This is a genomic window from Ferribacterium limneticum, from assembly GCF_020510565.1.
Lineage (GTDB): Bacteria > Pseudomonadota > Gammaproteobacteria > Burkholderiales > Rhodocyclaceae > Azonexus > Azonexus limneticus_B.
Window position 1 is genome coordinate 1,392,058 of sequence record NZ_CP075189.1, and the last position, 22,499, is coordinate 1,414,556.

Below are 22,499 nucleotides of genomic sequence, written 5' to 3' on the forward strand. Positions count from 1 at the left end.
GGTGAAGTATACCGCAGGGCTAGGCGTGCCCATCTAACGCGTCATTGTTCCGACGGTTGACGCGTATCAAGGAATGAGGGGGCGGGCTGCCGTTGAATGGCCAAAAGCCCAGAACAAGGACGTTCATGTTTCGCATCTCCCAGTACATGCAGGAAATTGCCGCACCGACGCCGCTGGTCCCCAAGCGCAATCCGCCCGGCCCGGTGGTGATCTGGAACCTGATCCGGCGCTGCAATCTGACCTGCAAGCATTGCTATTCGATTTCGGCCGATACCAATTTTCCCGGCGAGTTGAGCACCGAACAGGTTTTCACGGTGATGGACGACCTGCGCGATTTCAAGGTGCCCGTGCTCATTCTGTCCGGCGGCGAACCGCTGCTCCGGCCGGATATTTACGACATCGCCAAACGCGCTAAGGCCAAGGGTTTTTATGTCGGGCTGTCGTCGAACGGCACGCTGATCGACGAGAGCAACATAGCCAAGATCGCCGAGTGTGATTTCAACTACGTCGGTGTCTCGCTCGACGGCATCCGCGAGACACACGACAAGTTCCGCCGCATGGATGGCGCCTTCGAGGCTTCGCTCAAAGGCATCCGGCTGTGCAGCGATCTTGGCCTGAAGATCGGCGTCCGCTTCACGATGACGCAGGACAACGCCCACGACCTGCCCGGCCTGCTCAAGCTGGTCGAGGATGAAGGCATCGACCGCTTCTACTTTTCGCACCTCAACTACGCCGGGCGCGGCAACAAGAATCGCAAGGACGACGCCCAGCACCAGCTGACGCGCTGGGCGATGGACCTGTTGTTCGATACCTGCTGGGAATACCAGCAGCGCGGGCTGAACAAGGAATTCACCACTGGTAACAACGATGCCGACGGCGTCTATTTCCTGCACTGGGTGCGCCGGCGCTTCCCGGACAAGGCGGCGCACGTCGAGGCCAAGCTGCGCCAATGGGGCGGCAACTCGTCAGGCGTCAATGTTGCCAACATCGACAACCTCGGCAACGTGCATCCGGACACCATGTGGTGGCACCACAACCTGGGCAACGTCAAGGATCGGCTGTTTTCCGAAATCTGGCCCGATACCTCGGATGCGCTGATGGCCGGCCTCAAGCAGCACCCGCGCGCCGTCAAGGGGCGCTGCGGAACCTGCGCCTACCTGCAGATCTGCAACGGCAACACCCGGGTTCGCGCCCAGCAGATGACCGGCGATGCCTGGGCGGAAGACCCGGGCTGCTACCTGTCCGACGAGGAAATCGCATCATGAAGTGGAACATCCTGATCCCGGCCGGCTTTGCCGTCTGCTCCCTGCTAATGATGGCCGAGCTGGCGCAGGCCGCCGATGCGCCGAGCGCTTACAAGGAACATTGCGCCGCCTGTCACGGCGAGGCGCGGCTGGGCGGCATCGGGCCGGCGTTGATTCCGGAAAACCTGGCCCGCCTGCGCAAGCCGGAAGCTGAAAAAGTCATCAGGGAGGGGCGCCCGGCGACCCAGATGCTGGGCTTTGGCGACAAGCTGTCGGCCGAGGAAATCAAGGCGCTGGTCGATTTTGCCTACACCGCGATCAAACCGATGCCGGCTTGGGGCGAGAAAGAAATAAACGCTTCGCGCATCGTTTATGAAAAGCATCCCTTGCCCGCCAAGCCGGCGTTCAAGGCCGATCCGATGAACCTTTTCGTCGTTGTCGAGAGCGGCGACCATCATGTTTCCATCCTCGACGGCGACAAGCTGGAACCTATCCACCGCTTCCAGTCACGTTTCGCCCTGCACGGCGGGCCGAAGTTCACGCCGGACGGACGCTATGTCTTCTTCGCCTCACGCGACGGCTGGATCACCAAGTTCGACCTGTGGAACCTCAAGGTCATCGCCGAAGTGCGCGCCGGCATCAATACGCGCAACGCCGCCGTATCGGGCGATGGCAAGTGGGTGGCGGTGGCCAATTACCTGCCGCACAGTCTGGTCATCCTCGACGCCGATCTGAACCTCAAGAAAATCCTGCCGGTGGCCGACAGGGACGGCAAGACGACTTCCCGCGTCTCGGCCGTCTATGACGCCAGCCCGCGCCAGAGCTTCGTTGCTGCGCTCAAGGACGTCAAGGAAGTCTGGGAGGTCTCGTACAACCCGCAGGCCGACGACATCCCGGCCGGCATGATCCACGACTTCAAATACAAGGAAGGCGCCTTCGTTCCCGGTTTCCTCAACCCGCAGCGCAGCCAGCTCGACGATTACCTCGACGACTTCTATTTCACCCAGGGCTACGACGAGGTCATGGGCGCCTCACGCAACGACGCCAAGGCCGCAGTGACCGGCCAGGTGGTCAACCTCGATGCGCGCAAGAAGATCGCCGATCTTGAGCTGCCCGGCATGCCGCACCTCGGTTCCGGCATCAGCTGGAAATGGCAGGGCAGAACCGTGATGGCGACACCCAACCTCAATGAAGGCCTGATCAGCATCATCGACATGCAGACCTGGAAAACCATCAAGCAGATCAAGACGCGCGGCCCCGGCTTTTTCATGCGCAGCCACGAAAACAGCCGCTACGCGTGGACCGATTCGATGATGAGCAAGGAGTTCAAGGACACCATGCAGGTCATCGACAAGGAAACGCTGGAAATCGTCGCCGAACTCAAGCCGGAACCGGGCAAGACCTTCGCCCACGTCGAGTTCACCAAGGATGGCAAATACGTGCTGGCCAGCCTGTGGGACATGAATGGCGCGCTGATCATCTACGACGCGACGACGCTCAAGGAAGTGAAGCGCCTGCCGATGAAGAAGCCGGTCGGCAAGTACAACGTCTGGAACAAGATCACGAAATCGGAAGGCACCAGCCACTGAACGGAATTTCATTTTTGGGCGAAATTTCCGGTTGACCGTGGAAGTGGGTGTTGTCAGTCCTGACTGACAATTTTGACGGAAGTGGCGGGTGTTTTTCATTCGCCGTTTTTTAAGTTATTGATTTTTGGTTGTTTTGTCCGTTGATATGCTTTTGGCACGTATCTGGCTATAAAGCTCTCCGGAAGCTGGCAGTACCCAAAGGCGCCTCTTCCTTTCCTCCCAGGGGAAGAGGAGCCGAACCGCCGCCATTGAAATTCGACGACTATTTCCTGATCACGCTGCAAACCGGAAATGCGCCACAGCAGGGGAAATGCCGGCTTCCAACCCGACCGCTTCGCCAAACGCGATGAGGGGTTCGGGCAGTTGAACCAGCTCCGCTCAGTTGCCTGATGACCGGCCGGAGGGCCGGGTGGCTCATGTCATTTTTGGCGGTGTGTTTTTGCTGATTGTCATAACTGGCAGTCGTTCGAACGCGTCGAACCGGATGTCGCGCCAGCGGGCGAGCGACGAATCACGCTCGCCAAGACCTTGGCAAACAGCCGTCCCGCCTGTCGTGCAGGCCAATTCGGCAGACCCCATTCTTTCCTGACGAGTCGTTTTTTCGCCGCCCTGGCTTGGCATTTTTGCCCCGAGCCAGCACCGGGCATATGTCTTGCACATAAACGCCGGCAGCAAAACGCATTCATCCCTATTCACCATTACTGGAGAAGACTCATGGCATGGGAACTCTTATTCACGTCCGACATCGGCATACTCAGCTTGATCACCATTGGCTTTATTTTGGTCATGGCGGTCTACATCTGGCGCTACGCAATGCAGCACGCCAAGCAGGAGGAGAAGGAGCTCAGCTCACACAAGCACGTGGCCGGCGTACATTAGGCTGAGTGCTGACAAGCAAAGGCCAGGAGGCCGGGGAGAATGAGCAAAAACATACCCCGCTGCTCCTGGTCCTGCCGGCTGTCGGTTTGAGCCGGTAGATCAATAGCGCCGAACGGCGCCACCGTTGTCGATGTGCAGGCGGTCGCCGACGCGCAGATCGACGAAATCGGAATTCTGAATCAAGGTCTGATAGCCGCCGTTTTCCATCCGGATGGTCAGCCGGAACTGGTCGCCCTGCGGCTGGTTCGACTTTTCAATTTGATGTCCGATCAGTGCGCCGCCCGCTGCGCCGATCACCGTGGCCGCCGTGTTGCCATTGCCTTCGCCGACCTGATGGCCGATCAGCCCGCCGATCACGGCGCCGGCAATCGCCCCGACGCCGATGCCATTATTGTTCTCGGGGCGGATCAGGTCGATGGCGTACACCGAGCCGTAGCCCGGGTGAAGATCGCGCGAATAGGCGATCGGCGGGTAGTCCTGTTCCCAGCCGGGGCCGTACATCGGCGCGCAGCCGGTGAGGGCGAGCATGCCGGCCAGGCCCAATGCGGCCGCGGATTTTTTCAATGCAGTCACGATCGTTTCCTCCATGACCCGGCCATTCAGGGCAGCCGGTGAATTTGTGTGTTTTTGGGCGAAGCGCCCGGCGATCAGGCTGGCGAATTCAAGTGCATCCTCATGGTGCCGCATGTGCCAGGCAATGTCGATTGCCGCCGCTCGCTTTAACTGGCCGGGCTTCCCGTGCCCGCCAGCGCCTTCTCGATCCGCCTGTCGGGAATCAGCCAGACCAGTGCCAGCAAGACGTACAGGCCTTGCGCCAGGGAGGGCGACCAGAAGGCCGTGACCATGGCAACCGCGTAGACCACCGGCGAAGACTTCCCCTTCCAGTCCCGCCCCAGCGCCTTGCGCAACAGGGAGTTGTCGCCTTGCGAGGCGACAATGGTTTCCTGCAATATCCAGTAGGCAACCGTGGCCATGAACAGCACCCCACCGTAGAGTGCCGACGGTACCGCCGCGAAGTGGTTTTCGCCCATCCAGCCGGTAGCAAACGGGAACAGCGATAGCCAGAAAAGCAAATGCAAATTGGCCCACAGGATAGGCCCGGTCACCTTTTGCGCCGTGTGCAGCATGTGGTGATGGTTGTTCCAGTAAATGCCCACGTATACGAAGCTCAGCACATAACTGAAAAACACCGGGATCAAGGCGGTCAGCGCATCGAGGCGTTCGCCATGTGGCACTTTCAACTCCAGCACCATGATCGTGATGATGATGGCCATGACGCCATCGCTGAATGCCTCCAGGCGGCCTTTGCCCATGATTTCCCCCGTACGCTGATGATTGCCCTGGCTCAGAGACCACGGCGCCCACGATAAGTGCCGTTTTCTGCGGAATATCAACTGGATTCTTTTCTCCTCGACACTGACCAGCGAATATCTGGCAGATGACCAGCTTGATATTGTGAAAATGAAACTATCGTCAGGCAGAGATCAGCCATGAGCTGTCCTTCAAGAAGCTGCTCCATAGCTACCTTTGGCTAGAACATTCTTGCCGTCTGCATCCCGACTTTTCGCCGGTCCGTACTATCATTGCATATGCGGACAGCCTGCCGGAGTCGCCCCTAAAATGAATCAATCCGTTACTTTGAATTGCCATGTTTTACGATTATCACTATGCGGACCGCTGGTTCAGTTGAATAACTGTTAGCTATCGCGAGGCACCATGAAGGTAATTGAACGCCTGAGCCTGATAGATCGCATAGGTCGAGAGCTTCAGAGCCGTATGAGTTACGGCGAGATCGACACATATCTGAAAGCGCATGGCGTCGACATCAAGAAACCAACCTCCGGCGTAAACAGCAAGTGGGTCTATTCGAAAGAACTGCTTGCCGATGAATCAGAGGATCTAATCATCCGCATAGCGGATGAACTGGAGGTTCCGCACAATCACGTTGTTGCTGATTCGACGAAGACGCTTGAGGCTACATTCTGGGAACCATTCCATTTCAAGCTCTTTCTCAGCCACTTATCGTCATTCAAGAGCACTACGGGGCAGTTACAGGCGGCGCTCAGAAAATATGGAATATCTGCCTTTGTCGCGCATGTCGATATTGAACCAACTCGCGAGTGGATGGACGAGATTGAAGCCGGTCTCTACTCAATGGATGCACTTGCGGCAATCCTGATGCCTGGTTTCAAAGAGAGCAACTGGACCGACCAAGAGGTGGGAATCGCAGTCGGTCGGGGCACCCTCGTAATTCCAATCATGCGTGGTTTGGAACCATATGGCTTTATCTCAAAGTATCAGGGGCTCAATGCCACGGGCAAAACGGTGGCAGCCGTCGCCGAAGAAATTTTCCGGATTCTTACCTCGTCACCCAAAACAAGAGCGAAGATGCTGTCGTGCCTCACAGAGACAACCCTTCAAGCGAAGTCGGAAGTTGAAGTTTTGGAGAAGCTTGGATTTCTCGCTTCTGTGAAGGCTCTACCGAAGGGCAATCTGCAGCAACTGCAGGAGGCGGCTGCCAACTCGGTAGTTCTGATGGCTGCGAAGCCTCTCGAAAAGCTAAACGAACTCTTGGCTAGTCATAAGCTCAGCCCCGTTTTCTTCAAGAAGAGCGTCTTCGACTTTGACGATGACATACCGTTCTAGCGAAGCGATGGCTAACCTTGCGGTGCAGGGGGCCTGGCGCATAAAGCCGCGCCATGCCCCTGACCTTGAACGTTCCTGAATGACAGCTTTTTAAAGCCAGCTACGGCAGCACTGGGCACTCGTATGCCGTTCGAGAATCGTTGGCTAAGAGGATGTCGGCTGGTCAACGTCATTGAGATTTGTCAGTCAAGCTGATGCGATTCTGCATATTTGGTACAACTCTGGCTGAGGTGCGAGACCGCGGGAATCGGCGCTGGCAAGGATCACGGAAAAGCCTGCCAGTCCCACGGTCAACCGGGAAAAACGGACAAAATTGAAATGTGCTCAGCGGCGGTTGTGGCGGCGGGTGCCCAGCAGGCCGACCAGGGCGATGCTGGCCAGCGCCAGTGAACCCGGTTCCGGCACGGCGAGGGAAGCCTGGGCGAGGGCGCCTTGCGCGGTCAGCGAGAAGTTGTCGATGGCCAGGCCGTCGTCGGAGCCACCGGCATCAATGTCGGACCAGCGGATCCAGAAGGTCGATTTGGCGGCGATGTCGAGGCCGATGATGGTGGCGTGGATGTCCTTAAAATTGTCCTTCGCATTTCCGTCCCAGGTCGTGTTGGGCGTCACGAAATCGAGTGCGCTGAAATCATGGTAGGTGCCCGTCGTCAGCGAGGTGGCGTCGGTGCTGTACTGGAAGGTCAGCTTGTCGGTGCGGGCAGCCGTACCGAGGCGCCAGAGTTCGCCGGTGAAGGCGATGTCGAGGGTGGTGATGGTGGCGTCGGTATTGTTGATGAACTCGGCGCCGAACATCGGAATGAGTGTTCCACTGCTTAGCGAGCCCAGCGCGCGTTCCGTCGAGCCTGCCTCGCCGAAGCTGTAGGTGTCGCCAGTTTGGCCGCTGCCCGCGCCTACGGCGTACGCCTGGTTGGCCCGAGTGCCACCTGATTCAGCGATTGCCCAGCCCGCAGGCAAGGCAGTATTGGTGAACGAGCTGCCGAGATGGGCGAGCGTGTCGAAATTCTGCTCGTACGTGCCGCCCGGTGACGTCAGGCTGATGGGGGTGGCCTGCGCGCTGCCAGCGGCAGACAGGCCCAGCGCGATGAGCAGACTGACGCCATAAGTGTTTTTGTTCACCGAGAAGCTCCCTGAATATGCGATTGTTGTTGTGGCAAGTGGTCGGCAGTCTAGATTCGTAGCTTTTTGGCGCCTGTGAAATATGCCGCATTCAGTCCAATTGAGTACAAACGAGACGCGCCTGAGCGCGACGGCATAAAATATTCGCCTGCCACGGTCGACCGGAAAATTCGGCCGAAAATGAAATATCTTCGCGCGCCGTTCTTCCCGCCAACCTCTTCCGAAATCCTCGCATGGCGTCCTCCGCTTCCCTTACCTCTTCGCCAGACAGCGCTACGGCGCTGGCGTCGGCGCGTCAGTTGCTGCTTGTCGTCGCGCCGAATTGGGAGAGCAGTGGCGGGCGATTGCAGCGTTTTGAACGCAGCCCTCCGGACGGCGACTGGCAGTCTATCGGGCCGGCGATTGCGGTGAGCCTCGGCAAATCCGGGTTGGCCTGGGGGCGGGGCCGGCATACGCCAGTTGCCGGGTTGGAGAAGTGTGAGGGCGATGGTCGCGCCCCGGCCGGCATATTCGCCATCACGGCGCTGTTCGGCTACGCCGCGCCGGACAGCCCGCTGGCCCGTGTCGCCAGGCTGCCGTACCTGGCCGCGACGCCCGATCTAAAGGCCATCGACGACCCGGCTTCGGCCCATTACAACCGCATCGTCGATCAATCCGCCGTAACGCCCGACTGGACGTCGTGCGAGGACATGCTGAGATCTGACGAACGCTACGCCATCGGCGCCGTCGTCGCCCACAACGCCGAGCCGCCGGTGCCGGGCGCCGGCTCGTGTATTTTTCTCCATGTCTGGGCCGGCGAGGGCGTGCCGACGGCCGGCTGCACGGCGATGGCGCAGGCCGACATGAGTGAAATCGCCGGCTGGCTCGATGCCTCGGCGACGCCCTTGCTGGTCCAGTTGCCGCAGGCCGAATACGTAGCCCGGCGCGCCGCCTGGGGGTTACCGACGTGCTTGCCGCCCATTCGGTGACAGTCCTCGCCCGGGCGGCTAGACTGGCTGCCTTTCCACCATTCCGCGCCGCCACCTGTGCTCAATAAAATCTGGGTCGCCTTCATCCTCGTCGGCTTTGTCGCCGCGGTGGCGCAGTTGCTGCAGGGCGACCTCGACATCTTCACGCGCGTCCTGACCGGCTTGTTCGACACGGCGAAGACCGGTTTCGACATCTCGCTCGGCCTGGTCGGCATCATGAGCCTGTGGCTGGGCATCATGAAAATCGGTGAAAAAGGCGGGCTGATCGAACTGTTCAGCCGCCTCGTCGCCCCCTTCTTCCGCCGCGTCTTTCCCGACATCCCGGTCGGCCATCCGGCCAGCGGCAGCATCGTCATGAACGCCAGCGCCAACATGCTCGGCCTCGACAACGCGGCGACGCCGCTCGGCCTCAAAGCCATGCGCGAACTGCAGGAAATCAATCCGCAAAAAGATACCGCCAGCAACCCGATGATCATGTTCCTGGTCCTCAATACCGCCGGCATCACGCTGATCCCGACCACGGTCATCGCCATTCGCCAGAGCATCGCGCTCAAGCAGGGGCTGGTCGGCTTCAACGCTGCCGATATCTTTCTGCCGACCCTGCTCGGTACCTTCGTTTCCTTCTGCGCCGGCCTGATCGCAGTCGCCATCTGGCAGCGCATCAACCTGTTCTGCCGGCCAGTGCTCGCCTTCTTCGCCGGCTTCGCGGGGCTCATGGCCGGCCTCTATTTCTGGCTGGCCGGCATGCCAGCCGAGCAGATGGCGCAGATGATCGGCCTGCTCGGCAGCGGGTTGATCGTCTCCATCATCGTGCTCTTTGTCGCCGTCGCTGCGTGGCGCGGCATCGACGTCTACGAAAGCTTTGTCGACGGCGCCAAGGAAGGTTTCGGCGTCGCCGTCCAGATCATTCCCTACCTGATCGCCATGCTCGTCGCCATCTCGGTCTTCCGCACGACAGGTGGCATGGATTACCTGATCGGCGCCATCCGCAGCCTCGTCCTGGCGCTTGGCATGAACGACGACTTCGTCCCGGCCCTGCCCGTCGGCCTCATGAAAACGCTTTCCGGCAGCGGCGCCCGCGGCCTCATGGTCGATGTCATGACGACCTATGGCGTCGATTCCTTCCAGGGCAAACTGGCCGCCATCATCCAGGGTTCGACCGAAACCACCTTCTACGTCCTGGCCGTCTATTTCGGCAGCGTGAACATCACCAAAACCCGCTACGCCCTGGCTTGCGGCCTGATCGCCGATGCTGTCGGGCTGGTCGGCGCCATTCTGATCGGCTACGCGTTTTACCACTGAGGGGCTTAACAGCGAGGCAATTCCCCGCTAGAATCGCGCCCCTTCGTCGCCGGAAGCAATCTCCGGACGGCGGCAATGCCTTGGTGGTGAAATTGGTAGACACGCTATCTTGAGGGGGTAGTGGCGCAAGCTGTGCGAGTTCGAGTCTCGCCCAAGGCACCAATAATTCTGATGAATACACTCAGAATCAATTCCTCCGTATGTCATTCCCGGCTTGTTCATGTCGCGTCGCTGTTTTGGTCAATCGATTGACTAAACCTTGCCGGCGGGAACCTTGCCGTTCCTGCTGAATCGAAAGATTGAATGGAAGCAATCCAGGCCATTCGCGACAGGTGCGGCGCCCTGACCATAACGGAATTCGCTGCCGCCTGAAGTCAGGAGGCGAATAAGCAACCTTCTGGCGTGAAAGGAAGGACGATGAGCAATTTCATCAGCAGGCTGTTCCATCCGGGCAGCACCGAGCACCCGGCCGGCGAAATCGACCGCGGATATGTCTCGGAATACACGCATTTCATTGATCAGTTTCTCGTTGATCATCCCGAGGCACTCGTCGATCAGCACGACGGACGCCTGCTCTACTGGGACAAGAAAGTCGATCTGGCGGATCAGCAAAAGGCCGAGCAGGACAGCGTCGAGGCTGATGGTTACGGCTTTTACAGTTCGGCCTGGCGCGCCACGAAGCATTAGGCGCCCATCGGAAGAGCGTCGCCATGGCCATCAACTTGAGTTTTCAGCCCGTCTCGCTCGGCAGCGTGAATCCGATCACTCCGTTCGCCGCCAGGGCATTGGCGACGCCGGCAACGCGAAATGCGGTTGTGGCCGGGACGCCGTCCAGCATTGTCAGCCTCTCGGAGCAGGGGCGCCGTCTGGCGGCAACGGCCACAGCCGGCACTTTGCCGCAGAGCGCCCCCGGCCAGACCTCTCCGGTCATTTCGGTACCTCGCCAAGCCGGCGCCCTCAATGCCGAACTTCTGGCCGCCCGGCGCGACACCTCGGCGGCCCGGCTTGCCCTGCAATCGCTGATAGATAACCCGGCGCAGCGCGCCATCGCCAACAGCCGGTTCAATCCGGTTTACTCGGCGCTCCTCGCCGCCGCCCACCAGGCCGATTTTACGAAGGCGCAACCACTGACCCGGGCCAATGCCATCCCGGTCGATATTCCCGCGCCGGTTTTGCCGGTTGATCAGGTCGACGGCATCGCCAATTACAATCAGGCCGCCCGCGAGTTTGCCCACCGACAGTCACCGGCAAGTCACTGAAGGTGCCGAGCCTGATTGCCCTTGTCCGGCAATCAAGTGCCAACGAGGAGTCATGCCATGGAAACCGTCTGCAATCTGAGCGAAAAGAGTTGTGCTCCCTGCGAAGGCGGCACGCCGCCCATATCTCGGGAGCAAATCGACCGGCTGTTGCCGAGCCTCGATGGTTGGGGGCAAACGGGCGGCGAGATCAGCAAGACTTTCCAGTTCCGCAACTATTACGAAACCATGGCCTTTGTGAATGCGCTTGCCTGGATTTCGCATCGCGAGAATCATCATCCCGATCTCGAGGTCGGCTACCGGACGTGCCGGGTGCGCTACTCGACGCACGCCATCGGCGGACTGTCGGAGAACGATTTCATCTGTGCCGCCAAGATCGAGCGCAACCTGCTAAACGTATAAACTGGCGGTCATGATCGACAGCCCCTACGTTTCGACCTTTCTCGGTCACCGCTTTTTCCTCACCCGCCCGCATATCGATGATGTCGCCATCGAGGACATCGCGCACGGTCTGGCCTATCAGTGCCGTTTCAACGGCCAGACGCGGGAGTTCTATTCGGTGGCCCAGCACAGCCTGATGGTCATGCAACTGGTGCCCGCGCCGCTACGACTGGCGGCCCTGCTGCACGACGCCGCCGAAGCCTACCTCGGCGACATGGTCAAGCCGCTCAAGAATCTGTTTCCTGAGTTCAGTGCCATCGAAGCTCGCGTCATGCAGATCATCGGCGAGCGGTTCGCTGTCGATCTTGAGCACCTCGATCCGGCGATCAAGGTCGCCGACCTGATTGCCCTGGCTACCGAAAAGCGCGACCTCATGCCGCACTCGACCGAAGCCTGGGCCAATCTTCGCGACATCCTGCCCCTGCCCGAAAGCATCCGGCCGCTCATGCCGCTTGATGCCAAGTCGGCCTTTCTCGACAGCTTTCACCAACTGCGCGGCTAGAACGCCTTCAGAACATCGCCGCCAGTCCGTGTAGCACGCTGAGCAGGGCGGCTGAAATGATCATCAGCGCGAACCAGGCCATGACCCCGGTTGCCGTCACCAGATTCGAGATGTAATGCGCCTTGCGCTCGTCGTTAACCTTGAGCAGCGGCCGCACGCCGTGGCGGATCAGCGCAGCCGAAGCGAACCAGGCCGCCACCACGACCAGCACATTGACCGTCAGGCTGGGCACGAACAAGGCCAGCGACGACAGCCACAGCGGCACTGGCGCAATGGCCGCCAGCGTGTAGGCCTTCTCGTAACCGGGATCGTGATCCTGATCGCTGGTCATGCGCTGGATCAGCATGGCCATGAAGGAAACCATGGCCAACTGCACGGCGAACAAAACGATACCGCTGGCCAGCAACTGGCCGCCGGTCATCGCCGGCACGGAAAGCGGAAAAATTGCGCCGGGATAAGCCAGTTCGGCAAAGGCGACCATCGCCGGGGGAATGATCGACAGCGGCATGACCAGACCGAACATCAGGGAGCGGGCGGGCGGATGGCTGCGTTCAATATCGGACCAACCCTCGGTTTCCGATGTCAGCATCGCCGGGAAATGAGTCAGGGACATGATGAACCTCCTTGTCGCCGCCAAAAGTGCCGGACGCCGGGTGCGGCAACGGCAGGAGCGGGACAATGTTTAGAGATTCGTTCTTCCGTCCCGGTTCCGCCTTTTTCCGACCACTCCTACGGTCAACGGGAAAAATCGGCGAAAATTGAAATCCTGCCCCGTTCGTGAAACCCGCCCGCGTGTCTTCCGTCATCCTCTTCAACAAGCCTTATGGCGTCCTCAGCCAGTTCACGCCGGAGGGAAAGTGGCGGGCGCTCGATGAATTCATCCCGGTCAAGGGCGTATACGTCGCCGGCCGGCTCGATGCCGACAGCGAAGGCCTGCTCATCCTGACCGACGACGGCAAGTTGCAGGCGTGGATCGCCGACCCCAAACACAAGCTGGAAAAAACCTACTGGGCGCAGGTCGAAGGCGTGCCCGACGAGGCCGCGCTCGACAAACTGCGCGCCGGCATCGCGCTTTCCGACTTCACCGCCAAGCCAGCCAAGGCACGGCTGATCGGCGAACCGCCCGGACTCTGGCTGCGCGATCCGCCGATCCGCTACCGCGCCGCGATCCCGACTTCGTGGCTGGAAATCCGCATTGCCGAAGGCAAGAACCGCCAGGTGCGGCGGATGACGGCGGCCATCGGTTATCCTACGCTCCGTCTGATACGGGCTGCCATCGGGGCGGCGACGCTGGACGGTCTGGCGCTGGGTGAATGGCGAAAGATCGACGGCAGTTACCAGGATTTGCAAGGAAAATTCAATGAATAAGACACTCGTCGGCCTGCTGGTCGGCCTGGCCATGAGCGCAACGGCCTGGGCGCAGAGCGCCATGCCAGTCATGGAGCTGAGCGCCGGCTTCCACCGCATCGAGGCGGAAGTCGCGGCCAATGACCAGAACCGTCAGGTCGGCCTCATGAATCGCAAGGCCATGCCGACCCAGCGCGGCATGCTCTTCGTGTTCACCCAGGAAAACACCCACTGCATGTGGATGCGCAACACGCTGCTGCCGCTCTCGGTCGCCTTCATGGATGCGGAGGGCAAAATCATCAACATCGAAGACATGCAGCCGCAAACCGAAGACAACCACTGCGCCCGCCGCCCGGCCCGCTATGCGCTGGAAATGAACCTCGGCTGGTTCGCCCAGCGCGGCATCAAGCCCGGCGTCAAGCTCGGCGGCCTCGACAAGGCGCCGCGTCCCCAATAATGAGTCGAAACGAATGGCGTCCCCGCCCGATCGGCGGGCCGCTCGATGCTGCCCTGGCCTCCTGGCTGACCGAGCCGGGTTCGCTGACGGCACGTTGCCAGCGCCACAGCCGCCAGTTTCGCGTCCGCCTGCTGCGTTACGAAAAGGGCCATGCGCTGGCTGACGAAGGTCTGCTTCTCAACCCATCGCGCCACCCGGCCTGGGTCCGCGAGGTGGCGCTCGAATGCGACGGCGTGCCGGTCATTTTTGCCCACACCACGCTGTCCACCGCCAGCAATGGCCGCCTGAGCCGCTGGCTGTCCCGCCTCGGCAGCAACTCGCTCGGCTCGCTGCTGTTTACCCATCCCGGTTTTCAACGCGGCGCCATCGAGTTTCGCCGGCTCGACAAGCGTCACCCGCTTTTCCAGCGTGCCGCAGCTTTGGGCATGGCCGGCGACACCCTGTGGGCTCGCCGCTCGCTGCATCGCCTCGGGGCGCAGCAGGTGCTGGTGACTGAAGTGTTTTTGCCGGCCGTGGCTTTTCTCGCTTGCTGATTCTTGCCTTCCTTCGCGCCGCGCTTCCGGTGCCTGTTCGCCATGAAACCCTGGCCAGTTCTATAATCAAACGATGAGTTTCCGAAAATTCCTGGCCCTGATGCTGGTGTCCTTGGCGCTTGCTGCTGCTTTTTGGGGCATGCGCAGCGATGCTCCTGCCGACAAAACCGTGGCCAGCCTCGACAGCACCTCGCTGCAAAGCACGCTTTCGGGTTCCGGCCCGCTGTTGCCCTTGCCCCCCGTGCCGGACCTGCCGGCCGACAAGGTCGCCCTCGGCAAACGCCTGTTTTTCGATCCCCGTCTTTCCCATGACGACACCGTTTCCTGCGCCACCTGCCACCAGCTAGACAGCGGCGGCAGCGACCGCCAGCCCGTTTCGGTCGGCATCGAAGGCCGGAAAGGGGGCGTCAATGCCCCGACGGTATTCAACAGCAGCCTGAATTTCACCCAGTTCTGGGATGGTCGCGCCGCCAGCCTTGAAGCCCAGGCCTCCGGGCCGGTGCACAATCCGCTCGAAATGGCCTCCAAGTGGGCCGAAGTCATACCCAAACTCAGCCGCGACGAACACTATCGCCGGGAGTTCGGCCGGATCTACCCGCAGGGCATCAGCGGCGACACGATCGTCGATGCCATTGCCGCCTACGAGCGCACGCTACTCACCCCGAACAGTCGTTTCGACCGCTTCCTGCGTGGCGACAAGGAGGCGCTCGATCCGCTCGAACGCTCCGGCTACCAGCGTTTTCTCGATTACGGTTGCGCCAGCTGCCATCAGGGCGCCGGCGTTGGCGGCAACATGTTCCAGCGTTTTGGCGTCATGGGCAGTTACCTCGCGAACGATACCAGCCGCCAGGCCGACCTCGGCCGCTTCAACGTGTCCGGCCTCGACATCGACAAGAACGTCTTCAAGGTGCCCAGCCTGCGCAATGTCGAAGTCACGCCGCCTTACTTCCATGACGGTTCGGCCCAATCGCTCGAAGAGGCGGTGATCATCATGGGGCGTTACCAGTTGGGCCGCGAACTTTCCGGCGAAGACGTCAAGGCACTGACTGCATTCCTCAAAACCCTGACCGGCGAATGGGAAGGAAAACGGCTGCAATGAGCCTTCCCGAATCCTTGCTGGGCATCTCGCCACGCTACTTCCGGCTGGGCCTTGCCCTGTTCGTCGGCATTTTCGTCTCGGCGCTGAGCTGGCTGTTTTACCTGGCCGAAAGCGTCTCGCCGGAAGTGCACTTCGCCTATACGCAGAAACTGCGCGATCTGGGCGAATTCAACGCCCGCGTGGACGGACAAATCCTGGCCAATCGCCTCGAGCAGGTGCGCAATTACGACGCGATGACCAGCTACATGAGCCGGGCCGAGCTGCTCGCCAGGGAAGTGGGCGATGCCCCGGGCTTTCTCGCTGCCGAGGATCGCGCGGCGGTCGCCACCGTGGCCGGCGAGCTATCCGCGGCGATGACCCGCAAGGCCGGGATGGTCGACCAGTTCAAGCGCGACAACGCCATCCTGCGTAATTCGATTTCCTTCTTCCCGATAGCCACCTCGGCCTTCCTCGATACCCAGCTCCTGTCCTCGCTGCCGGGCAGCCTGCGCGATCCGGTTGGCAAATATGCCCGCGAGGTGCTGGCTTTTGCCCACACCCCAAGCAAGGAGGGGGGCGACCGCGTTCTTTCCGCGCGCAACGAACTGGCTGACCTCGCCGGGGGAACGGCGCAGAAACACCTGGTCGACAACATTCTTCGCCACGGCGACAGCATCGGCCAGCGACTCGGCTCGCTCGAGGCCCTGATGGCCGAAATCAGCAATTTGCGCAGCGACGCACTGCTCGAAAAACTCACCGGCAAGTATGCGGCCGGACATGCCCGGGCGCACCATGCGGTCACCCGTTACCGCATGGCGCTGTACGCCATGGCCATTCTGCTCACGGCTTTCCTGGCCTATCTGTTCTTTCGGCTCGACCTGGCTCGCCGCTCGCTGGCCACGGCCAATCGCGAACTTGGCGAGCGCTACGCGGCGCAACTCGCTGTCGAGAAGCAGCTGATCCTGCACGCCACCGCCTTCCGCAGTGCCCACGATGGCATCACGCTGACCGACGCCTCGGGCAATATTCTCGACGTCAACCCGGCCTTCTCGCGCATCACCGGCTGGGAGCGCAGCGAAGTCATCGGGCGCAATCCCCGCGTCCTCAAGTCCGGTCGTCACGACCGCGAGTTCTACGAGGCGATGTGGAAGAGCATCAACGAAACCGATAGCTGGCGCGGCGAAATCTGGAATCGCAACAAATACGGCGAGGTTTACCCCGAGCTGCTGTCGATCTCTGCCGTGCGCGACAGTGCCGGCAAACTCACCAACTACGTCGCCGTCTTCTCCGACATCGGCCGCCTCAAGGCGCAGGAGTCGCAGCTCACGCAGATGGCCTACTACGATCCGCTGACCGAGCTGCCGAACCGCACCCTGCTCGCCGACCGCCTCGTCCAGGGCATCGCCCAGACCCGTCGGACGACCACGCTGATGGCCATCTGCTACCTCGATCTCGACGGCTTCAAGCCGGTCAATGACACCTGGGGGCATGGCGCGGGCGACATGGTGCTCATCGAAATCGCCAATCGCATGCGCCAGATCATGCGCGGCGGCGACACCGTTGCCCGTCTCGGCGGTGACGAGTTCGTCCTGCTCCTGCTCGGTTTTTCCAGCGAAGCCGAATGCCAGGAAGCAATCCGTCGCCTGCAAGCCCAGATCGCCAAGCCGCTGACCGTCCTGCCCGAAGCCATCAGCATTTCGGCCAGCATCGGGGTCACGCTGTTCCCGAACGACGACGAAGACCCGGACACCCTGTTGCGCCATGCCGACCAGGCAATGTATCGCGCCAAGCAGGCCGGCAAGAACTGCTTCCAGATTTTCGACGCCGAGCAGGACCGCCACACGCGCAGCCGGCGCGACCACGTCAACCGCATCCGCCAGGCGCTCGACGATCACGAATTCGTCCTCTACTACCAGCCCAAGGTCAACATGCGCCTGGGCAAGGTGACCGGTGCCGAGGCGCTGATCCGCTGGAACCACCCGGAGCGCGGCATCCTGGCGCCGAGCGAATTCCTGCCGCTGATCAACGATGACGTGATGGTCAAGCTGATCGGCGACTGGGTCATCGAAATGGCGCTCGGCCAGATGGAGGTGTGGCACGCGGCCGGGCTCGATCTGACGGTCAGCGTCAATGTCGCCAGCAAGCAGTTGCAGGCCCCGGAATTCGTCGAAAAGCTCAAGGCCGCGCTGTTTCTCCACCCCGGCGTCGCCCATCTGCTCGAAATGGAAATTCTCGAAACTGCGGCGCTGGAAGATGTCGCCAAGACCTCGCGGGTCATCGACGAATGTCGTGCTCTCGGTGTGCGCTTCTCGCTCGACGACTTCGGCACCGGCTATTCCTCGCTGACCTACCTCAAGCGTCTGCCGGCCGAGATCATCAAGATCGACCAGAGCTTCGTCCGCGAAATTCTCAGCGATTACAACAATCTGGTCATCGTCCAGGGCGTCATCAGCCTGGCCAGCGCCTTCCAGCGCGAAATCATCGCCGAAGGTGTCGAAACCGTCGAACACGGCCGCCTGCTGCTTCAGCTCAATTGCGATCACGCTCAGGGCTACGGCATCGCCAAGCCGATGCCGGCCGAAAAGATCGTCGACTGGGTCAGACAGTGGCAGCCCGACCCGATGTGGCGGGAGATCAGCGACCTGTATTGGGACGCCGCCGATTACCCCATGCTGATTGCCGAAATCCAGCTGCGTAACTGGGTCAGCCAGATCGTCTATGCCACCAACGAGGGGCAACCGGCGCCATGTTCTCACCTCGACAACACGAGCAAGTGCGAATTCGGCCAGTGGTATTTCGGCGAAACCCGGCGGCGTTACGAAAGCCATCCGGTCTTTGCCGAAATCGAACGCCCGCACCAGCGCATCCACGAGATTGCCAGCCAGATCGACAACTGCTGGCGCGATGGCAGGATCGAGGCGTCACGGACCCTGATCCCCGATCTCCTCGCCGCGCGCGACGAGACGTTGGCACTACTCCTGCAACTGCAACGCCTGGTCGGCGTCCGCCGGAGTTAGGTAGCTCAAACCGCCGAGAGCGCGGCAAATGTCTTCTGCAATTCGACCAGTTTGCGCCCCTGGTCGAGCCGTGTGTCCTGCATCCATTGCGGCACGGCGAGCGCTTCCACCTCGGCGCCCCAGCGCGCTGTCTCGGCTGCATCGCCGCGGCCGAGGGCGGCCTCCCACAGCGTGGCGACGGCCCAGAAGCGTTTCTTCGGGTCGGCATCCTTGTCGGCGGCAGGCGCCAGGGCAAGTCGGCCTACTTCGCTGCGGACACGGCGGGCGAGCACCGAGTCGGCAATCGCGTCGTCCTTGTTGCCGGCCTTGAGCCATTCGACCGCCCGCAGGTCGAGCAGGAAGGCGTAGTTGATGCCGTTGTACCAGTCGCGGCGTAGTGAAAATCCGCGTTCGTAACCGTCGACCGCAGCATTGAGGTCAGCCGGGCGTGACTGGAGTTCCCACAGGCGCTTGTGGATGGCGCCCCACAGCCCGAGGGTTTCCGGGTCGTTGGTGGACACCGGGTCGAGTGATTTTTCCATGATGCCGCGCGCTTCAATCAAGGCGCTTTGCGCATCGGGCTGCTTTGATTTGTAGGTGGCGACAACCAGTTGCTGGGTGACGAAGGGGTCGTTCGGGCGCAGCTCGCTGACTTTCTGGAGCAGGGCGCGGGCGCCGGCAAAGTCGCTCGCCTCGCCGGCGGGCGGATTGATTTTGGCCAAGGCCTCGTCGAGCATCGCCTTGGGCGTGGCCAGCGCTTCGGGCGTAGCGGCAGCTGCTTGGTCGGTGTCGAGTCCCGGCGGGCAGGCGACGGCCACGGTGAACAAGCCGCCCCGCGCCTGTGGTAATGCTGCGCCGGCCGGTGCGGGAGCCGGAGCAGCGGCCTGCGCAGAGGCCATCTGCGGCGGGGCCAGTTGCGGCAGGAAGGTGTAAACCGGGCTGTCAGCGCGGTTGGAGGCGAGGATTTCCATGATCGCCGTTTTCAAATCGTTCTTGAAGCGCACCGCCTCCTTGGCGCCGATGTCCTCGCCGAGGTGCTTGTAACGGCGGATGGCGATGTGGCCGACGTCGAAGGGATTCTTGAAGCCTTCCTCGGCGACGACGATGGTGGTGCGCGGGCGCAGTGCGTAGCGCACGCCGAGTTCGTAGGCGGCATTGACGTTGTAGGTCGACAGGTCGGCGATGACAACGTCGGCCTGCAGCAGCATTTCGTACATCGGGACGTCGATCACTGTCGAATGCTGGATTTCGTCGGCGCGGATCGATTGCAGCCCGGCCGCCTCGACCGCTTCCTTGATGATGGCGTAGGAGGCGTCGAGGTCGAGGACGCGGCCGTCGGTGTAGTCGGTCTTCTTGCCGAAGCCCTGGATGACGAAACAGGTAGTCATGCGAAGCCCCTAAGATGCTTGAGGCTGACGTTCCTGGCGGCATAGGCGACGCCGACGCGCTGGATTTCCGGCATGTGCTTGACCGAATCCATGACCTGGACCTGTTCCGCCTTGATATCGGCGAGGCCGAGCTTGTTGAGGCCGTCCTGCGACACATCCGGGTCGTAGCGAACGTAGGCGAACTGCTTGGGAATCGTCGAGGTGATCGGGCAGGTCTCGCTCGGCACGAGGTCGTCGATTTCGCGGTCGATCTTCGGGCCGAAGCGGCAGTCGCCGACGACGCGGCAGGCCATGTCCCAGCCGGCCGAGGCGGCATTCATGAGGGCGCCTGGCAGATTCTTGGCGTTGTCGACCAGCCACAGGTCGTCGGCATCGAGGTCAGGCCGTGCCTTGGCGGCGCTGCCGGTGCCGACCGAAACGATGAGCAGCCGGTCGTCGCCGGTCGGCCAGCTGATCTTGTACGGCGCGGCGGTGACCATCTGGAAGGCGAGAAAGGCCGGGTTGTTGTAAGTCGTGACGCCGCCATCGACGAAGATGAACTCGTAGGGTTTGGCCGTGCCCTCGCCGAAGGTGACGACCTCGGGCGGGAAGAAGACCGGGGCGGCCGTGCTGGCGCGGACCAGTTGCCAGAGGGGCAGCTTGAGGTTGCAGTCGGGGCGCGTCACATCGTTGTATTTGGCCAGAGGATTGTTGCTGACCGGCCACGGCGAATCGGTGGTGACGTTGCGCATGACCATCATGAGCAGCGTGCGCAGCCCTGCATCGCCCAGCACGGCATTCGGTTCGGCGGCGCTGGCGGTGTGGTGCAGCGCCTTGTCGAGCTCCTCGCGCAGCTTTTTGGCCAGAGGTTCGTCGTTGTAGCTGTATTTGAGGCGCTTGAGCAGCGACGCCTTGTCGAACATCTGCTTGCCGCTATCAGTGTAGAACTTGCGGATCTGCTCGGTGCTCATGCCGGTCGAAATGCAGCTGGCGATGATGGCGCCGGTGCTCGTGCCGCAGACGAAATCGAAATAGTCGGCGAGGACGAGGTCGGGCTTGCTGAAACGGGTGCGCAGATCGGCTTCGAGCTTGGCGAGGATTTCGACGCTCATCAGACCGAGGATGCCGCCACCGTCGCAGGCGAGGATTTTTTTCGGGCCGGTGGCCTTCATGCGGGCGAGGACTTGCTGATTCACGGGAGTCTCCTTTTATCGGGGCTGAGGCACGGCGCTCGGGGCCGTTGCTGACGGGAAAAGTGCGGCCAGAACGTCTGCCGGCTGGAGGCCGGACTTTTCGCCTTCGGCCAGCCAGACAAAGCGATTCGCCGGGGCGCCGGCGGCTGCAGCCTGAGCGGCGTCGCGTTCGGTCTCGTGGTTGGTCAGGATGACGACACGGGCGAGCTTGGGGGCTTTGGCCAGCACACCGAGTTCATGGACGCAGCCGGCGTTCTTTGCCTTGAAGTTGCGCAGGTCCATGAGCACCACGTCGCTGATCCCGACCAGCCGGTCGAGCGCCTGTTGCCAGGTGTTGTCATGGCAATAGCATTCGTTGATCCGGTAGCGTCCTTCGACATCGGGCTCGAACTCGAACTGGCCCAGCCGCGATTCGATGTCGCCCGCTTGCGCGATGAAACGCTCGGCCAGGCGGCCGTCGAGGAAGGTGAACACGTCGTCGGCATCGATGGTGCGGTCAGCCAGATCGGTGCCGGCAATGAGCACGGTGTTGCCGCTCAGGCGCCAGCGTTCGATGACGCGGTCGAAAATGTTCTGGGCGTTGGCGTCCTGCTGAAAGACCCGGAGGATGAGCAAGGTGGGCGGGGTGCCGGTGCTGCTTGGCGCGGCAAAGCGTTGCATGAGCACGGCGCCGAGCGGAATCCACAGCAGCGGGGCGAAACAGACGACGGCGCCCCAGCCAAGCTCGTGGATGGCGCCGAGGGCCGGACCGACCAGCGCGATGGTCCATACCGCGGTGAACAGGTAGAACAGTTCGGAAATCTGCCGCTCGCGGTAGGCGCCGGCCAGCCAGCGGCCGAGCGCCCGGGCCGGCCACCAGGCGATCAGCCAGGGCAGCACGGCAAACAGCGTGAAGGCCGTCTTTGCGCCCATCCAGCCTGCCAGCCAAACGACGAACGGGCTTTCGGCCTCGATCATGGCGGCGAGCAGATCGAGTCCGAGCTGCGACGAGCCGCTGAACACGATGAACAGGGGGGCCAACCAGGGGCCGACGGCGCGTGTGGCGCCGCCCAGGCACAGCGCGGTGACGACGATGAGCGGCAGGCCGGTGTCGAACAGCATCCAGCCGACGACCTGGGCAAAAGTGATGTTCTCGTTGGTCCGCCAGGTCAGCAACAGGATGGCAAAGACCAGCCAGCCGAGCATGGCGCCGACGAAACGCAGGCGCGACCAGCGGCCGATGACGGCGAGCACGGGCAGGACGGGCCAGGCATAGGCGGCGCCGAGGGTGGCGACGGTTTTGAGGGTGATCGGGCCGTCGGCGATGATCTGGGTCAGCACCGTTCGCGTCAGGGCGATGACCAGGGTCAGGCCGATGAAGGAAAAGAGCAGCCGACGGTAGGCGTCATCGTTGTCGGAGAGTGTCGGAAATGTCGCATGGTGCTGACGTGCCGGGGCCGGGACGCTGGCGCCTGATGATGCAGCGACCGGCGCTTTCATCAGTCGCTGCATGCTCTTCCGGTAGCTGCGCGCGACGACCCAGGCGCCGACCAGCGCCAGCAGCGTGGCGACGATCAGCAGGGTGAGAATCTTGCCGGAGGCCATG

Annotated in this window: 22 protein-coding genes and 1 tRNA gene; 16 read left to right on the forward strand and 7 right to left on the reverse strand. The window is 61.7% G+C overall.

Going from position 1 to position 22,499, the window contains the following annotated elements:
- Window positions 1-125: 125 nt before the first annotated feature.
- From nirJ to KI610_RS06750, 3 genes are all read left to right on the forward strand, one after another.
- Window positions 126-1,265, forward strand: coding sequence for a heme d1 biosynthesis radical SAM protein NirJ (nirJ, locus tag KI610_RS06740; RefSeq protein WP_226497891.1), 1,140 nt, complete (start codon window positions 126-128; stop codon window positions 1,263-1,265).
- Window positions 1,262-2,833, forward strand: a complete 1,572-nt coding sequence (locus KI610_RS06745) for a nitrite reductase (RefSeq protein ID WP_226497892.1) — start codon at window positions 1,262-1,264, stop codon at window positions 2,831-2,833. The genes nirJ and KI610_RS06745 overlap by 4 nt, the downstream gene beginning before the upstream one ends.
- A 714-nt stretch (window positions 2,834-3,547) precedes the next feature.
- Complete coding sequence (locus KI610_RS06750) at window positions 3,548-3,712, forward strand: DUF3149 domain-containing protein (RefSeq protein ID WP_226401232.1); 165 nt, start codon at window positions 3,548-3,550, stop codon at window positions 3,710-3,712.
- A 99-nt stretch (window positions 3,713-3,811) separates the two neighbouring features.
- On the opposite strand, the gene KI610_RS06755 is transcribed toward KI610_RS06750, so the two are convergent.
- Together KI610_RS06755 and KI610_RS06760 are read right to left on the reverse strand one after the other, a co-directional pair.
- A complete protein-coding gene (locus tag KI610_RS06755) occupies window positions 3,812-4,399 on the reverse strand; it encodes an outer membrane lipoprotein (protein ID WP_226497893.1) in 588 nt (195 codons plus the stop codon).
- A 32-nt stretch (window positions 4,400-4,431) separates the two neighbouring features.
- Window positions 4,432-5,025, reverse strand: coding sequence for a TMEM175 family protein (locus tag KI610_RS06760; protein ID WP_226497894.1), 594 nt, complete (start codon window positions 5,023-5,025; stop codon window positions 4,432-4,434).
- Window positions 5,026-5,428: 403 nt separating this feature from the next.
- On the opposite strand from KI610_RS06760, the gene KI610_RS06765 reads away from it, so the two are divergent.
- Window positions 5,429-6,358: a toll/interleukin-1 receptor domain-containing protein gene (locus tag KI610_RS06765; protein ID WP_226497895.1), complete on the forward strand. Its 930-nt coding sequence runs from the start codon at window positions 5,429-5,431 to the stop codon at window positions 6,356-6,358.
- Between the two features lie 324 nt (window positions 6,359-6,682).
- On the opposite strand, the gene KI610_RS06770 is transcribed toward KI610_RS06765, so the two are convergent.
- Window positions 6,683-7,474: a PEP-CTERM sorting domain-containing protein gene (locus KI610_RS06770; protein WP_226497896.1), complete on the reverse strand. Its 792-nt coding sequence runs from the start codon at window positions 7,472-7,474 to the stop codon at window positions 6,683-6,685.
- A 233-nt stretch (window positions 7,475-7,707) separates the two neighbouring features.
- Between KI610_RS06770 and KI610_RS06775 the strand changes: the two genes are divergently transcribed.
- The 7 genes from KI610_RS06775 (at window position 7,708) to KI610_RS06805 (ending at window position 11,943) form a co-directional block, all read left to right on the forward strand.
- Complete coding sequence (locus KI610_RS06775) at window positions 7,708-8,442, forward strand: L,D-transpeptidase family protein (protein ID WP_226497897.1); 735 nt, start codon at window positions 7,708-7,710, stop codon at window positions 8,440-8,442.
- A gap of 57 nt (window positions 8,443-8,499) precedes the next feature.
- Window positions 8,500-9,744 carry a nucleoside recognition domain-containing protein gene (locus KI610_RS06780; RefSeq protein WP_226497898.1) on the forward strand — a complete coding sequence of 415 codons (1,245 nt, stop codon included), beginning with the start codon at window positions 8,500-8,502 and terminating at the stop codon, window positions 9,742-9,744.
- Between the two features lie 77 nt (window positions 9,745-9,821).
- Window positions 9,822-9,906 (forward strand) — tRNA-Leu (locus KI610_RS06785).
- A 255-nt stretch (window positions 9,907-10,161) separates the two neighbouring features.
- Window positions 10,162-10,431 carry a DUF3460 family protein gene (locus KI610_RS06790; protein WP_226497899.1) on the forward strand — a complete coding sequence of 90 codons (270 nt, stop codon included), beginning with the start codon at window positions 10,162-10,164 and terminating at the stop codon, window positions 10,429-10,431.
- Between the two features lie 23 nt (window positions 10,432-10,454).
- Window positions 10,455-11,003 carry a hypothetical protein gene (locus tag KI610_RS06795; RefSeq protein WP_226497900.1) on the forward strand — a complete coding sequence of 183 codons (549 nt, stop codon included), beginning with the start codon at window positions 10,455-10,457 and terminating at the stop codon, window positions 11,001-11,003.
- A 57-nt stretch (window positions 11,004-11,060) separates the two neighbouring features.
- Entirely contained in the window at window positions 11,061-11,402 is a 342-nt protein-coding gene (locus KI610_RS06800) for a 4a-hydroxytetrahydrobiopterin dehydratase (protein ID WP_226497901.1), read from the forward strand.
- Window positions 11,403-11,412: 10 nt separating this feature from the next.
- Window positions 11,413-11,943: a hypothetical protein gene (locus KI610_RS06805; protein ID WP_226497902.1), complete on the forward strand. Its 531-nt coding sequence runs from the start codon at window positions 11,413-11,415 to the stop codon at window positions 11,941-11,943.
- Window positions 11,944-11,950: 7 nt separating this feature from the next.
- Here KI610_RS06805 and KI610_RS06810 read toward each other — a convergent pair whose 3' ends face one another.
- Entirely contained in the window at window positions 11,951-12,556 is a 606-nt protein-coding gene (locus KI610_RS06810; protein WP_226497903.1) for a Yip1 family protein, read from the reverse strand.
- 179 nt (window positions 12,557-12,735) lie between these two features.
- Here KI610_RS06810 and KI610_RS06815 point away from each other — a divergent pair, with 179 nt between their 5' ends.
- The 5 genes from KI610_RS06815 to KI610_RS06835 all read left to right on the forward strand — a co-directional run bounded on the left by KI610_RS06815 (window position 12,736) and on the right by KI610_RS06835 (window position 18,375).
- Window positions 12,736-13,311 (forward strand): pseudouridine synthase, encoded by a 576-nt coding sequence (locus tag KI610_RS06815; protein ID WP_226497904.1) that lies wholly within the window; start codon window positions 12,736-12,738, stop codon window positions 13,309-13,311.
- A complete protein-coding gene (locus KI610_RS06820) occupies window positions 13,304-13,747 on the forward strand; it encodes a DUF192 domain-containing protein (protein WP_226497905.1) in 444 nt (147 codons plus the stop codon). The genes KI610_RS06815 and KI610_RS06820 overlap by 8 nt, the downstream gene beginning before the upstream one ends.
- Entirely contained in the window at window positions 13,747-14,280 is a 534-nt protein-coding gene (locus KI610_RS06825; RefSeq protein ID WP_226497906.1) for a chorismate--pyruvate lyase family protein, read from the forward strand. Before KI610_RS06820 ends, KI610_RS06825 begins: the two co-directional genes overlap by 1 nt.
- Before the next feature lie 73 nt (window positions 14,281-14,353).
- On the forward strand, window positions 14,354-15,379 hold the full coding sequence (locus tag KI610_RS06830; RefSeq protein WP_226497907.1) for a cytochrome-c peroxidase: 1,026 nt from the start codon (window positions 14,354-14,356) through the stop codon (window positions 15,377-15,379).
- Window positions 15,376-18,375, forward strand: a complete 3,000-nt coding sequence (locus KI610_RS06835) for an EAL domain-containing protein (protein ID WP_226497908.1) — start codon at window positions 15,376-15,378, stop codon at window positions 18,373-18,375. Before KI610_RS06830 ends, KI610_RS06835 begins: the two co-directional genes overlap by 4 nt.
- Before the next feature lie 5 nt (window positions 18,376-18,380).
- Here the strand turns inward: KI610_RS06835 and KI610_RS06840 are convergent, their stop codons facing one another.
- Genes KI610_RS06840 through KI610_RS06850 form a run of 3 tightly spaced genes read right to left on the reverse strand, consistent with a single transcriptional unit; the run spans window position 18,381 to window position 22,498 of the window.
- Window positions 18,381-19,742 (reverse strand): tetratricopeptide repeat-containing protein, encoded by a 1,362-nt coding sequence (locus tag KI610_RS06840; protein WP_226497909.1) that lies wholly within the window; start codon window positions 19,740-19,742, stop codon window positions 18,381-18,383.
- Window positions 19,739-20,917 (reverse strand): patatin-like phospholipase family protein, encoded by a 1,179-nt coding sequence (locus tag KI610_RS06845; RefSeq protein ID WP_226497910.1) that lies wholly within the window; start codon window positions 20,915-20,917, stop codon window positions 19,739-19,741. Before KI610_RS06845 ends, KI610_RS06840 begins: the two co-directional genes overlap by 4 nt.
- A gap of 12 nt (window positions 20,918-20,929) precedes the next feature.
- Window positions 20,930-22,498: a hypothetical protein gene (locus tag KI610_RS06850; RefSeq protein ID WP_226497911.1), complete on the reverse strand. Its 1,569-nt coding sequence runs from the start codon at window positions 22,496-22,498 to the stop codon at window positions 20,930-20,932.
- Window position 22,499 lies beyond the last annotated feature (1 nt).